The sequence below is a fragment of the Mucilaginibacter gynuensis genome (assembly GCF_039541195.1).
Taxonomy (GTDB): domain Bacteria; phylum Bacteroidota; class Bacteroidia; order Sphingobacteriales; family Sphingobacteriaceae; genus Mucilaginibacter; species Mucilaginibacter gynuensis.
On sequence record NZ_BAABFT010000003.1, the window covers coordinates 1 to 13,350 of the forward strand.

Here is a 13,350-nt window from a genome sequence, read left to right on the forward strand (position 1 = left end):
GACAGTTGAAAGCTGATGAACAACTTTTCCTGGTGGCTTTTCTTCCCTTGCATATTACAAGATAAGAAACACCTCGCCTTTCATTATTAATGTCTTTTCAACATTGTGTTAGTTGTGCAACAGCCACTTTCTCTCAAAAGAAAAAAGTACCAAAAAAGAAAAGTCGCGGCTGCGCAAGGAACTTTGAAGGCTGTGCTTAGGCAGGGCTTGTGCTATCCGTTCCTTACGATGCCGCATTTTATGCGGTATGTTAGGTTTGTGCTTTTGTTTGGCGATTACCCAAAGCCCTTCTGCCTTACTCCAATCCTCCCTCATCTCACCCTACAAATCCTCCGTGTAACTCCGTGCAAACCTCTGCTATCTCCGCGGTTAAATTATAAACCCGTGCAATTAGAAAGCCTACAACTCACCCCGCCAAACTCTGTTCTCCACCCTTATCCTAACGTTAAGCATAGCCGCGTTGAGCAAAGTGAATATTACAGCAGTATAATACAGGTGAAATACCAGCGGAATAATGGCAATTTCGCAGATCACCTCCATATAGTTGGGATGTTTGAAGTATTTGAAAGGTCCTTTGGTAACGGGCTGAAAATTGGGTATGCGAAAGATCCGCGTGTTCCAGTATTTACCGAGCGATGAGATCACCCAGAATTTAAACAACAACAGCCCTATAAAAATAACCAGGAAAAGCCAGTTGATTGGTGTGCCGTCACGCCACTGGTATTCGGCAATGAGCGATACAATGAACAACGTGTGCATAGCCACCATAAAGGGGTAATGCTCCCGGCCGTATTCAATAGCCCCTTGTTGCAACAAAAAATGCTGGTTGCGTTTGGCTATCCATAATTCGGACAAGCGTTGCACAATAAACAGACTGATGAATATGGCGAAATACATTAGGCTTAGTTGTTTTCCATTTTTAATAATACCATTTCGCTGGAGAACCCCGGCCCCATAGCCAGCATTAATCCGTAACCATCATTAAAGCCTGCGCTCATGAACTTTTCCAGTACATACAACACTGTACAGCTCGACATGTTGCCATAATCGGCCATTACCCCACGGGTAAAGGTGAGCGCCTGTGGTTCAAGTTCAAGGGCGGTGGTATAAGCATCCAGTACTTTTTTCCCTCCGGGATGAAAGATGAAGTTTTTAATATCGCTTAGCTGTAACTGATGTTTACTTAAAAAAGCGGTAATGTCGACCTTAATGTTATTGTTGATAAATGTAGGGATATCTTTAGAGAACAGCACCTTAAAACCGGTATCCTGAAAATCCCAGCCCATTACTTCCAGCGAATCATAATACAACTTACTGCCCGATGCCAGGTATTGCACCCCGGTATCGTCAACATGGTTATTGCCTTTGATAATGCAGGCGGCTATTCCATCGCTAAATAAACTCGAACCTATAAAATTGCTCTTACTATAATCATTACGGATCAGCGTAAGCGAACATAACTCGGCCGACACCAACAGCACCACGGCATTCGGATTAGCCTGCGCGGCCGTATTGGCCTTTGCCATGCCCGATACCCCACCGCCGCAACCCAGCCCCCAAATGGGTGTGCGGTTAATGTGCGGATTAAGCCTCATTTTATTGATAATGAGCGCGTCCATACTGGGGGTGGCCAGTCCGCTGGTAGATACGAAGATGATATCGGTAAGCTCACTTTCGGTAACGCCTGCTTTGGCAAGGCATTCTTGCACCGCCTGTACCGAGTAGGCGAGCGTGGTTTCAATATAGTCGGCATTACGCTCCTCAAACGTATGCTCTTCTTTGTAGTAACTTAAAGGCTTGCAAAAATTACGAGTAATGATTTCGGTATTGTCAAAAGCGTATATCAGCCTGTCAACCTGCGGAAAATTGGCCGCGAACATGGCCCTGGCCTGTTCCTTTACTTCCTGCTGATCGGCACGATAGGGTAGATCTATTTTTGATACTGCTGCTATAAATGGCATAAATAAGTTTTACAGCAGCATTATTGAAGCCGCCGGGGGTAATAGTATAATTTACATCTGCTGTAAATTGTTTCGGCCGCGCTAAAGTATAAATTGCCGGTAAGCGTGCCTGTACTATACATACGTATGTAAACGCCGCGCAGTTGCCTAAGTAAATTTATATTAAATTATTACCAGCCCTTCATAAACCTGTTTTTAAAATTGTATTTTTATACTACGCTGTTTAGCGTGCCATTATAAACCGTGAGATTATTAACCTGTTCAATATTATGCCTGTTGGCAGCAATGGTTGTGTTAAACACATCATGCAATGTAGGTGCTCAAAAAAGTGATGCCGATAATAATAATACAATTGATGGTAACCGGTATATCCCCTTTAATTCGGCAAGTAAAACCATACATGTATTTGTAGCCCTGTGCGATAATAAATACCAGGGCATTGTACCCGCACCTGCTAAAATAGGTAACGGGCAAGATGCCGAAACTAACTTATACTGGGGCGGATTATGGGGTGTACGTACCTTTTTCAACAAAAGCCGTGAATGGCAATTATTAAAAAGCTACAATATTGATACGCTTATTTTACAGCGTCTAATTTATAAACACAAAACCGCCAATTTTTATTTAGTGGCCGATGCCTATAACGGTAAATACATAAAACGTTGCACTGCCGATTTTTTAAACAGCTGCGCGGGTAAAAGTAAAGATACACTCACGGTGAATAATACCATCGGCATAAACGGTAATGCCAAATTACTGGCTTACATTGGGCACGATGGATTGATGGACTTTAAGCTGAACGATGAATACATGAATGTTGATAGGCAACAACGCGACGCTATTATTTTAGCCTGCATCAGTCAGCAATATTTTGCGCCCTATATGCGATCGAGCAACACCCGGCCCTTGGTGTGGACCACCGGACTCATGTGCCCCGAGGCTTATACCCTTCACGATGCACTATCGGCTTATGTTAAAGGCGATAACGCGACCATAGTGCGCAAACAGGCAGCTATGGCTTATGCTAAATACCAGCACTGCGGCGATAAAGCTGCTTTGGATTTGCTGGTATCGGGGGTAAATTAATCCAGATGCTCTTTCAAACGTTGCACCAGTTTCGAAGCGCCCGAATCTGAATACGTTCCAAAGGCGTTTACCACCACGCCTTTAATGCCATAGTTTGGTGATGATACCGCGTAAACTACCATTTCATCGCCCGGGTCGGTTTCGCCTTCAAAACGATGGGTTTCATCAATCTCAAAATCTTCCGGCGAAAGGCTCACTTGTTGCTCGGGGCAGTTAAGGAAGTCATTTTGGGCATCTACATTAAAATTGGCAGTATATCCGCGTTCAACAAGGTCGTTAACGGCTTCGCTTACGGTATCATAGTTTTTCATGACACTAAGTTAGCAATTATGCATGGCATGTAGTGTTACGTAAACCTGGTTTCGCTAAATCTGAAAGTAATTTTTTCTCAATATCCGCTTGCTTAAATGTGTAAACTACAATACCCTTTTATACTTCCGGTATTCTTTGTCGGTTATCCAAATGTCCCTGCTTTTAAGGCATCGGGCACAAAAAAAACGGCGTATCGGTAAAAAGAACAAAAAGTTCCTCCCAATCCAATTTCGTTTTTTTGGATAATGATATGGGGTGCCGCACTTATAGCACCGCAAATCTGGCTTCTCATCGCTCATATAATTGGTTAGTACAATTGATTACGCTACAAATTAACAATTTGTTAATACAATATTTAGGTTTTGGCAATAATATTAACACCTATATAATAAAATTGTTACTAAATGCACACGCTATTGCCTCAGCAATATTGCGCTTATCATGTATTACAAAATATTATGCTTAGGTTAAAAATCTTCGTTTACAGCTTCACAGCCTATATTTTGTTGCGGTAAATGGTGTTCACGCGCCAGTTCTGCAAGCTTATCGGTTAATTGGTCGTCAATATTAAGGTCGGGGTCAAGCCTTAAGGTATAAGTATATATGGTGCTGTTATCGGCTTTATTATAATATCTGAAGTAGCTTAAATTGGTGTCCATATATAACAGAACACCTGCAATATAAAAAAAGTTTTATTAAAAATATCAGCCCTTTATGCCACGTACATTAATTACAATTACGCTGCTATGGGGTATACCCAGGGTTGTACCGGGCGTAACATTGAGGTATAGTTTTAAATAGCCGTCAACAATGCCGCTCATTACACGTACGGTGGCTTTATAGTTTTCGGGATAAATAAAAAGTTTAGGTTTACGAAAATGCAGCACGCCCTTATCATCCACATAAACGGTGAACGCGTAGCCAAAATTAGCATAAGCCTTGTTGATGGTAATGTTATATTCGGGCAGCAAATAATCGGCAACGGCATCCAGGCTATTGGCCGAATCTATCTTCATATAATTACGTTCAACCTTCACCAACGGACTCTTGCTTTTTACCGTAGCAGGCTGAAGCGCGGCAAATGAACTATCGGGCACCTTAACGGCAAGTTGTGTTCTGCTGCGGATGTAATCGGTATCTTGTTTTGAGGGCTGCCCCATGCGGGCGATCTTACCGGCAGGTTGTTTTTTCAGGTATTCTTCGGAGTAGAGTAATACGTAAATGTTTGAGCGCAGATTGTATATCGTTTTGCCGTCCACATTCATTACCTGCAATACCATGCTATCCCTGTTGGCCGTTTTCAGTTTGTACCAGGCATTAGCCATGTTGAAGATAGAATCGTGATCGAAGTATACCTTAAAATTGAAGTACTTATCGCGCTGCGGACTATACATGCTCACCGAATCTTCCGTCAGGAAATGCAATTTGTATGATGGCACCAGTTGAAAACCCTGGCTATCAAACTTCAATCCATTGGCATAAGCACGCCGTACCTCGGTATATTTTACACCTACTATGGGCGCGAAAGATGGTTTGCCATCGTCGGCAAGGGTACCGGGTTTACCTTTTTGGTTACATGAAATATAAACGGCAGGAATTATTAGCAGCAGCAGTAACTTAGCAATTTTCATACATCCCAAAATAAAGAAAAAACCTGTGCATGAGCACTTAAAAATTGCAAAAAGCTTTTAGGCTGATGAATGCTGTTATTTTTTGATGGTGATATAGAAAGTAGCCCCTTCGCCCACTGCCGATTTTACATGGATACTGCCCTTTAAAGCCTTCACCAGATCTTTAACCGTGGAGAGGCCTATGCCGTTACCCTTTTTATTGTAGCGGTCGGTTATTTTAAGGGTGAAATTATTGGCAAATATTTTTTCGTGGTATTGTTCGGTTATACCCATGCCATTGTCTTGTACCTCGAAACGGTAATAGTCATCGTCCTGATCAAAACGGATCTGTAACACCCCCTGTTCTTTATCATTGTAACGGATGGCATTACTTATCAGGTTCAGAAAGATCTGCTCAAAAGCTACCGATGATATATTGAGCATGTGATCGCCCTCAGGCAGTTTTACCTCAAAACTGTGCGGAATTACTACCATACAAAGCACCCGCTGCAACAAATCTTCCAGGCTTGCGCGTTGCTTTTTGGCCAGCAAAGTAGCAGGCGTTTGCGAGTAGGTGAGCATTTCATCAAGCATGGTAATAAGCCGATTGGTTGATGTGATATTAAGATCAACCAGTTTGCCGCAGCCTTCATCCTGCAATTTGTGCAGACGAATTTTTAAGGCCTGCGAAGTAAGCAATATACTGCTCAGCGGATTTTTAATATCATGCGCCGCCATCGAGGCAAATTTTTTGATAAACACGTTGCTATCCACCAATTCCTGATTGGTTGCTTCGAGTGCAGCCATTTTGCGGCGGAGTTCCAGCTTGTCCATCACCTGCTTGGCGAGTATCCTTAAAGCGTTGGCCTGCTCGGCCGTAAGTTTTTTTTGCTGATGATCAATGATACAAAGCGTACCCAATGCAAAACCATCCTCATTAACTAAAGGCACTCCCGCGTAAAAAACAATATTGGTATCGCCGGTTACCAGCGGATTGTTGGCAAAACGCACATCGCTGCGGGCATCGCTGATCTCCATTATATCGGCAGGCTTCGCGATAGCATGCGCGCAAAAAGACTGGTCTTTCGGGGTTTCAGAAACATCAACTCCAGGGTGCGATTTAAACCATTGCCTTTCGGCATCAACTAAACTGATAAGCGCTACTGGTGTATGGCAAATTGCCGAAGCGAGGGTTGTAATTTCGTCGAAGTCAATTTCTGCGGCGGTATCTAAAACACCATAAGAATTGAGCGCAGCTAATCTTTCATCTTCATTAGCAATTACTGGGAATAGCGGCATAAGAGGGGTACGGTCAATAGTTTTAATTAAAGCTAACCTACGTAAATTTGGTAACTTGTAGTTTGGGTTTATCTATATTTAACACATACCTTAACATTTAAACACTGAGGTTGTTTAAATCAATTAAATAAAATATCCAATTGTTGCAATTCCGCTGAAATTAAGCATCTTTAATGGATAGAAAAATCCTAAACTGTTTATGTTAACCACATTAAAGCATCACACCTTACTCATAGTACTATTGGCCATCTTATCAGCAGGCTGTTCACCGCTGGTGGTACCATCTGCTTACCAGGTACCAAATGTAAAAGAGCAGGGTGACGTTAACCTTACGGTAGTTACCGGTGTATCGGCATTAAATGTACAGGCAGCGGTAGTGCCTGTAAAGCATTTACTGCTTACATCTGCCTATAGCAATAACATACACCATACTTTAAAGGGGAATATTTATAACCATACTACTTTTGGTATAGGGTATTTAACCAGCCCGGCTAAAGTGCAGTTTGGTACGCTGTTCATATACGGCTTTGGCAAAAGCCGCGATAATAGCATCGACGAAAACGAGGGCAACAAAATATATCACCATACCGGCGTAAAGTATAAAGATTACCAGCTACAGCCTTACATGAATGTTAAAGCAGGCGAACATATTGATTTTTATACAGGCGTACGTTCGTCGTTTATTGATACCTACGCTTATGATAGTAACGAAACCAGCCGCAAAAACCCGGGTAACATGTTTACCGCCGAGCCTTTTTTGGGCATGCGCTTAGGGTTTGAAAATTTAAAGATTGATTATCAGTTCGGTATTTATAAACATAAAAGAACCTATGTAAGCAGTGTTTCGGGCGACGCGTTACTTAATATGCATATAGGCCTCACCTACACTGTAAACTGGAAAAAGGTTTTTAAACTTTAGCATGCCTATTTGCCGGCATCTACATCTTTTATAAATTTAATTATCCCGTTCATATATACCTGCTGATCATCCCACATAGCTAAATGGCTGCCGTTAGGGCAATACAGGTAATTGGCATGGGGCATTTGCTTGCTCATCCATTCCATATAACCGGGATCCATGGTATCATATTTGGCGCCTACGGTTAGGGTGCGCACCTTAATATCTTTCAGCCTGGCGGTTATATCCCAGTTAACGAGCCTGCCACCTGTTTTAAATTCGCTTGGCCCCTGCATCATTACATATATTTCGTTGTTGATATGTTTAAAGGTTCGCGCTACAGGCTCGGGCAGTTCGGGCAGGCGGCAAAGGTGCTGACTGTAAAAGTGTTCGGCCACCAAGGCCTGATAGGTGCTGTCCTGGTATAGTCCCTTTGCTTCGTAACCTTCCAAACTATCCACCAGCGATGGGCGCATTTGGTTGCGCAACAGTTTATTATAGTCGGCGTATGCCGGTATGCTGGCCATCATGTTGCCAACTATAAGGCCTTTCAGGTTGTTGGGATATTTAAGCGCATACTCCATACCCAGCATACTACCCCATGAGTGACCTAAAATGTAGAAGTTGCTGTTATCCAGTTTCAGTGCTTTGCGCACCTGCTCAACCTCGTCAACAAAGCGGGGGAGTGTCCACAAGCTGCTGTCACGGGACTGATCGCTGTAATACGATCCCAGCTGATCGTATTCTATCATCTCAAAACCCTCCTTAGGAAAAAAGCTTTCAAAGCACTCCATATACTCATGCGTAGTAGCCGGACCGCCGTGCAACAGCAAAATTTTAATACGAGGATTGTTGCCAATGCGCTTGGTCCACACCTTAAATTTACCCACAGGCGTTTCAATAGTCACCATTTTAATACCACCGGCCTGTACGCCGCTGTCAACAGGTGCAAAGTAAGTAGCCACGGTTGTCCCCTGGTTATTGCAGGATAATAAACCCGCAAGAAGTACGGCAAATGCGAGGTAAAGGAACATTTTCATAAAACTAAGATATTAATATTCTGATAATTAAACGCTCACACCTTTTGGTTGTCTTAATTATGTTGTGATTGGCTTTTTTAATTTTTATAATTGCAACATAGTTGCATGTAAAATGAAGTTAGACTACGAAGTAATCATTATAGGCGGAAGTTATGCCGGTCTTTCTGCCGCCATGACGTTAGGGCGTTCGCTCAGAAAAACGCTCATCATCAATAGCGGTAAGCCCTGCAACCGGCAAACCCCGCATTCGCATAATTTTATTACGCAAGACGGCGAAGCCCCGGCCATGATAGCCGCCAAGGCCATGACCCAGGTAATGAAATACCCTGATATTACCTACCAAACCGGGCTGGCAACCGGCATTGAAACCATATCCGAAGGCTTCCGTATAACTATCAAAGAGGGTGGAGATTTTACCACACGCAAGGTTATATTCGCTACCGGCATTGCCGATACCATGCCTGCCATACCCGGCTTTGCCGAATGCTGGGGGATTTCGGTTTTGCATTGCCCGTACTGCCACGGTTACGAGGTACGTAATAATAATTTAGGGCTATTGGTAGATGCCGGTACCGCTACCGATTTTTACAAACTGATCCGTCACTGGAGCCCCATCATCACCCTGTTTACCAACGGCGCCAAACTTACCGAAGAGCAATACTCTCTTTTTGCCAAACGCAAAGTAACCGTAAGGCACGAGCATATAAAGCAAATTGAGCACGACAATGGTTACATGAGCGATATCCACCTGTCGGACGGGACTACGGTAACCCTCGATGCCCTGTTTGCCCGCGTACCCTTTAAACAGCATTGCGAATTACCGCAAGCTTTAGGCTGCACCCTCACCGAAATGGGCTACCTGCAGGTTGACGAAATGGGGCACACCAACATACCGGGTATATACGCGGCCGGCGATAATACCACCCCAATGCGCTCGGTTGCCACGGCTACCGCGGCAGGCAATAAAACTGGTGCTATGTTGAATAAGGATTTGATAGATGAGGATTTCCTGTAGTTTTTTTAATATGGGTTTAAGCTTGGTTTAGATTTTACCGCAGAGTGCGCGGAGGTTTGCACGGAGTTGCGCGGAGCCTTTATTAGTTGTTATGAGTGAAGAGAGTTAAGTCATGTATCAATTAAAATCATAAGCCTGACATAACCAAAAAATGCGACATTATTAGGAACGGTAAACAAGTAAATCCCAATAAATCTCTTTGACATCAGCAATATAATTTGTAGTATGCAGCGGTTTAGCCATACCAACAAACCATATTAATAATGAAACATAAAGGATACTTTGCCGGAGCTACGTTACTGATAGGCTGCCTGATTTGCATGGGTTTTGCTACCATACACAACAAACCTAAAAAGGAACATTGGGTACAGCTTTTCAACGGTAAGGATATTAAGGACTGGAACGTTAAGATCAACCACCACGATTATAACGATAACTTTGGCAATACCTTCCGGGTGGAGGATGGCATTATAAAAGTGCGTTACGATAAATATGGCGCGTTTGATAACCAGTATGGTCACTTGTATTATAAAAAGCCTTTTTCGCACTTTAAACTGCGTGTAGAGTACCGCATTACCGGCGACTGGAAAACAGATGCGCCCGGCTACACCATTGGCAACAGCGGTATCATGTACCACTCGCAGGATCCTAAAACGATGCTGAAAGATCAGGATTGGCCAATATCGGTTGAATTTCAATTGCTTTGCGGTTTAGATGACGGCAAGCCCCGCCCAACAGGTAATATGTGCTCGCCGGGTACCGATATTGTATACAAAGGCATTATCGACGATAGGCACTGTATCGAATCATCCTCAAAAACCTACAAAAAAGAAGAATGGGTAAATGCCGAACTGATTGTACTGGGCGATTCACTTGTTACCCACATCATCAACGGCGATACCGTACTGCAATACTCAAAACCCCAAATAGGTGGCGGAGTGGTAAATAACTACGACAAAAACATAAAGATCGACGGTAAACGCCTTACCCAGGGTTTCATCGCCCTGCAAAGCGAAGGCCAGCCGGTTGATTTCCGCAAGGTAGAGATATTGGATCTGTCGGAAAAGAAGAAGTAAGCTAACTGAAACACAGTGCGTTTTTGGTTTAAAAGACTTTTAGTCTCTCTTGTGCTGGTTTTTTGCTGCTTACACAGTGAAGCAAGCTCAATACAGTATGCTTATAAAAATTTTGTTTTAAATAAAGACCAGATATGGGTGCTGTTGTATGATGGCAGGATAAAGATTTTTAGTACTGTCGATGGCAGATTGATTAAGCAATATGCACCGGCTAATAAGATACAGTGGCTGCTGGACGATAATTTGGGTAATATAATTATTGTTAATAATGGCAGGGAGATGCAGCAATTTGATACAGAAAACCAATCATGGAAAAACTTAGCGCTACTAAAATATAAAACACTGTATGGTATTGCCTTTAACAGTTTAAATGAATGCATTTTACTAACTGATGAGGGTATTGTAAAAGAAGGCGTAAATAGAAAAGTTTATTTGCCGGCATATGAATTTTATAATTCAGAAGCAGGTATGCGAGGAGCTGCCGGATGGGAAACGGATGAAAAAATGCAGTTTTATATGGACTCGCGAGATAATTTGTGGGTAACAACATCGCATGGGGAGTGGGGCGACGATCTTTTTATATTTAATACTATTGCCAACAAATTTATAAAATGCGAATATCCGTTAACGTCTCCATCATTAGAGCTAAACGGTCATCTTTATGCACTTTATGGTAGTATGTTTGATTATGTGGTTGTTCAATATACTCAAATACAAAACGACTCGTCAACTTCTTTTAAAGGCAAGCTTGTATACGAGTTAAGTAAAGATCCGGGCTTTAATAGCAAGGGAAAGAAACTCTCAGACGGATGGATAAGTAAATGTATCTTTAACAAAACAGACAGTAAATTGTACCTGCTAACTTCTAACGGATTATTTAAAGCAAAACCCGATAAGGAATTATCATTGTTGAAATATTGGACTAAAGTAGAAACCTTTTATCCTACCCCCAAGCAACTAAAAGGCTCATTTGGTTACCTGGATGGAAAAAAATATTCGACAGACCCCAAGGATGAATATTTAACAATGGATGATGATAAAGTTCCCGGACGTGTTAAAAAATGGAAAACATCTTCTAAAGATGATTACGAAGGATTCAATTTTGTTATAAAAATGCAATTTGCTGCTAACGGTAAGTTGGTTCTTTTATCGGGCTATAGCGGAGTTGGGTTGTTTGATGGTAAGCAATTTAAACTTCTTAGATAGGGATGTATGCTAATTTAGTATATGAGCTTTTGTCGATAATTACTTAAAAAGCTTCTTGCACAAGCCAGCCTCAAACTCAACTGCTTATTTTGCTACCTTTGCGCTATGGTAAAATATAATAAGTTAAGCAACCCTGTTACACTCTACTGAATTTCGTTCCAAACTACTTTTCATAGGCAAGTATGATATGCCCAATAACAATGTTGTTTAAATTTTAATTGATAAGGGATGAAGCCTTATTTACGTCTTTTTGATTTTTCGCAAAAAATAAATTATAAAAATGAAGTGCTGGCCGGTTTAACCGTTGCCATGACCATGATGCCCGAATCCTTATCGTTCGCTATACTGGCAGGCTTGCCGCCGCTGGTTGGCTTGTACGCGGCATTTATAATGGGGTTGGTTACTGCTGTTTTCGGCGGCCGGCCGGGATTGATTTCAGGAGGTGCCGGGGCTACTGTGGTAGTGTTGATCGCGCTCATGAAATCGCATGGAATTGAATATGTTTTTGCTGCCGTAATAGTGGCCGGTGTTATACAAATACTGGTTGGCGTGTTTAAACTGGGCAAATTCATCAGGCTGGTGCCGCAACCGGTAATGTATGGCTTTGTAAATGGACTGGCTGTAATTATTTTTATGGCACAGCTGGAACAGTTTAAAACTATAGTTGGCGGGCAGCAGGTATGGCTAAGCGGACCGGCGTTGTATGTTATGGCTGCCTTGGTAGCGCTTACAATAGGCATTGTGTTTATAGTGCCGCGTATTACTAAGGCAATTCCGCCCTCGCTGGTGGCTATTGTGGTGGTGTTTTTGCTGGTGCTGATATTTGGTATACCTACCAAAACCGTGTGCGATATTGCGGCTGTTAGCGGTGGCTTGCCGCCATTCCACATCCCTGCGGTACCACTAAGCGCCGATACCTTAAAGATCATATTTCCGTATGCGCTGATAATGGCCGGTGTTGGGTTAACTGAAGGCCTGCTTACCCTAAACCTGGTTGATGAAATTACCGCTACACGCGGCAACAGCAACCGCGAAAGCATAGCGCAGGGAAGCGCCAACATACTAAACGGTTTCTTTTTTGGTATGGGCGGTTGCCCTATGATAGCGCAAACGTTGGTTAACTTATCGGCAGGGGCAGGGGCGCGGTTATCGGGCATCATAGCCTCATTAACCATATTACTCATCATATTAATTGGCGCGCCGGTAATTGAACGGGTACCCATGGCCGCACTCACCGGCGTAATGATCATGGTGGCGATAGGTACTTTCGAGTGGATCAGTTTCCGCATTATTAATAAAATGCCCCGGCAGGATGTGTTTGTAGGGATACTGGTAGCCGTAATTACCGTTTGGCTGCATAATTTGGCATTAGCGGTTTTAATTGGCGTAATTATATCGGCATTGGTATTTGCCTGGGAGAGCGCCAAACGCATCAGGGCTAAAAAGTATATTGATGCTAATGGTGTAAAACATTATGAAATATACGGGCCGTTGTTTTTTGGTTCGGTAACAGCATTTAACGAAAAGTTTGATGTAAATGGCGACCCTGCCGCAGTGGTTATTGATTTTAAAGATAGCCGCGTGGCAGATATGTCGGGCATTGAGGCGCTTAATAAACTTACCGAACGCTACCATAAAGCGGGCAAAACATTACACCTGAAACACCTGAGCGATGATTGCCGCCTGTTACTTCAAAATGCGGCAGACGTTATCGACGTAAACATACTCGAAGACCCCGCTTACAGGGTGATGGATTAGGCGGATAATACAGCTGTGTGATAGAAAATTATTTCGCCCCCTTATTAGCTATAACCCTTTTAAAATCCTATTTTTAGCGCCCGAAATTG

The 13,350-nt window shown here is 42.8% G+C and carries 13 protein-coding genes; 6 read left to right on the top strand and 7 right to left on the bottom strand.

Annotation, left to right across the window (positions count from 1 at the left end; all coding sequences use genetic code 11):
- Positions 1 to 399: 399 nt before the first annotated feature.
- Both ABD894_RS06555 and ABD894_RS06560 read right to left on the bottom strand, forming a co-directional pair.
- Positions 400 to 897 carry an isoprenylcysteine carboxyl methyltransferase family protein gene (locus ABD894_RS06555; protein ID WP_345210198.1) on the bottom strand — a complete coding sequence of 166 codons (498 nt, stop codon included), beginning with the start codon at positions 895 to 897 and terminating at the stop codon, positions 400 to 402.
- A gap of 5 nt (positions 898 to 902) precedes the next feature.
- The gene (locus tag ABD894_RS06560; protein ID WP_345210199.1) at positions 903 to 1,961 is read right to left on the bottom strand and encodes a type III polyketide synthase; all 1,059 of its coding nucleotides are present in this window, start codon (positions 1,959 to 1,961) and stop codon (positions 903 to 905) included.
- Between the two features lie 285 nt (positions 1,962 to 2,246).
- Here ABD894_RS06560 and ABD894_RS06565 point away from each other — a divergent pair, with 285 nt between their 5' ends.
- Positions 2,247 to 3,047 (top strand): hypothetical protein, encoded by an 801-nt coding sequence (locus tag ABD894_RS06565; protein ID WP_345210200.1) that lies wholly within the window; start codon positions 2,247 to 2,249, stop codon positions 3,045 to 3,047.
- On the opposite strand, the gene ABD894_RS06570 is transcribed toward ABD894_RS06565, so the two are convergent.
- The 4 genes from ABD894_RS06570 to ABD894_RS06585 form a co-directional block, all read right to left on the bottom strand.
- Positions 3,044 to 3,358: a phosphoribosylpyrophosphate synthetase gene (locus ABD894_RS06570; RefSeq protein ID WP_345210201.1), complete on the bottom strand. Its 315-nt coding sequence runs from the start codon at positions 3,356 to 3,358 to the stop codon at positions 3,044 to 3,046. The two genes, ABD894_RS06565 and ABD894_RS06570, sit on opposite strands and share 4 nt — an antisense overlap.
- Positions 3,359 to 3,826: 468 nt before the next feature.
- The gene (locus ABD894_RS06575) at positions 3,827 to 4,018 is read right to left on the bottom strand and encodes a hypothetical protein (protein WP_345210202.1); all 192 of its coding nucleotides are present in this window, start codon (positions 4,016 to 4,018) and stop codon (positions 3,827 to 3,829) included.
- Positions 4,019 to 4,063: 45 nt separating this feature from the next.
- Positions 4,064 to 4,990 carry a hypothetical protein gene (locus ABD894_RS06580; protein ID WP_345210203.1) on the bottom strand — a complete coding sequence of 309 codons (927 nt, stop codon included), beginning with the start codon at positions 4,988 to 4,990 and terminating at the stop codon, positions 4,064 to 4,066.
- Positions 4,991 to 5,065: 75 nt separating this feature from the next.
- Positions 5,066 to 6,268 (bottom strand): sensor histidine kinase, encoded by a 1,203-nt coding sequence (locus ABD894_RS06585; protein ID WP_345210204.1) that lies wholly within the window; start codon positions 6,266 to 6,268, stop codon positions 5,066 to 5,068.
- 199 nt (positions 6,269 to 6,467) lie between these two features.
- On the opposite strand from ABD894_RS06585, the gene ABD894_RS06590 reads away from it, so the two are divergent.
- Positions 6,468 to 7,187 carry a hypothetical protein gene (locus ABD894_RS06590; RefSeq protein WP_345210205.1) on the top strand — a complete coding sequence of 240 codons (720 nt, stop codon included), beginning with the start codon at positions 6,468 to 6,470 and terminating at the stop codon, positions 7,185 to 7,187.
- A 5-nt stretch (positions 7,188 to 7,192) separates the two neighbouring features.
- On the opposite strand, the gene ABD894_RS06595 is transcribed toward ABD894_RS06590, so the two are convergent.
- The gene (locus tag ABD894_RS06595) at positions 7,193 to 8,206 is read right to left on the bottom strand and encodes a proline iminopeptidase-family hydrolase (RefSeq protein WP_345210206.1); all 1,014 of its coding nucleotides are present in this window, start codon (positions 8,204 to 8,206) and stop codon (positions 7,193 to 7,195) included.
- Positions 8,207 to 8,318: 112 nt separating this feature from the next.
- Here ABD894_RS06595 and ABD894_RS06600 point away from each other — a divergent pair, with 112 nt between their 5' ends.
- The 4 genes from ABD894_RS06600 (at position 8,319) to ABD894_RS06615 (ending at position 13,261) form a co-directional block, all read left to right on the top strand.
- Positions 8,319 to 9,221, top strand: a complete 903-nt coding sequence (locus ABD894_RS06600) for an NAD(P)/FAD-dependent oxidoreductase (RefSeq protein ID WP_345210207.1) — start codon at positions 8,319 to 8,321, stop codon at positions 9,219 to 9,221.
- A 263-nt stretch (positions 9,222 to 9,484) separates the two neighbouring features.
- On the top strand, positions 9,485 to 10,297 hold the full coding sequence (locus ABD894_RS06605; RefSeq protein WP_345210208.1) for a 3-keto-disaccharide hydrolase: 813 nt from the start codon (positions 9,485 to 9,487) through the stop codon (positions 10,295 to 10,297).
- A 15-nt stretch (positions 10,298 to 10,312) separates the two neighbouring features.
- Complete coding sequence (locus ABD894_RS06610; RefSeq protein ID WP_345210209.1) at positions 10,313 to 11,503, top strand: ligand-binding sensor domain-containing protein; 1,191 nt, start codon at positions 10,313 to 10,315, stop codon at positions 11,501 to 11,503.
- A gap of 228 nt (positions 11,504 to 11,731) precedes the next feature.
- Positions 11,732 to 13,261 (top strand): SulP family inorganic anion transporter, encoded by a 1,530-nt coding sequence (locus tag ABD894_RS06615; protein ID WP_345210210.1) that lies wholly within the window; start codon positions 11,732 to 11,734, stop codon positions 13,259 to 13,261.
- Positions 13,262 to 13,350: the final 89 nt, after the last annotated feature.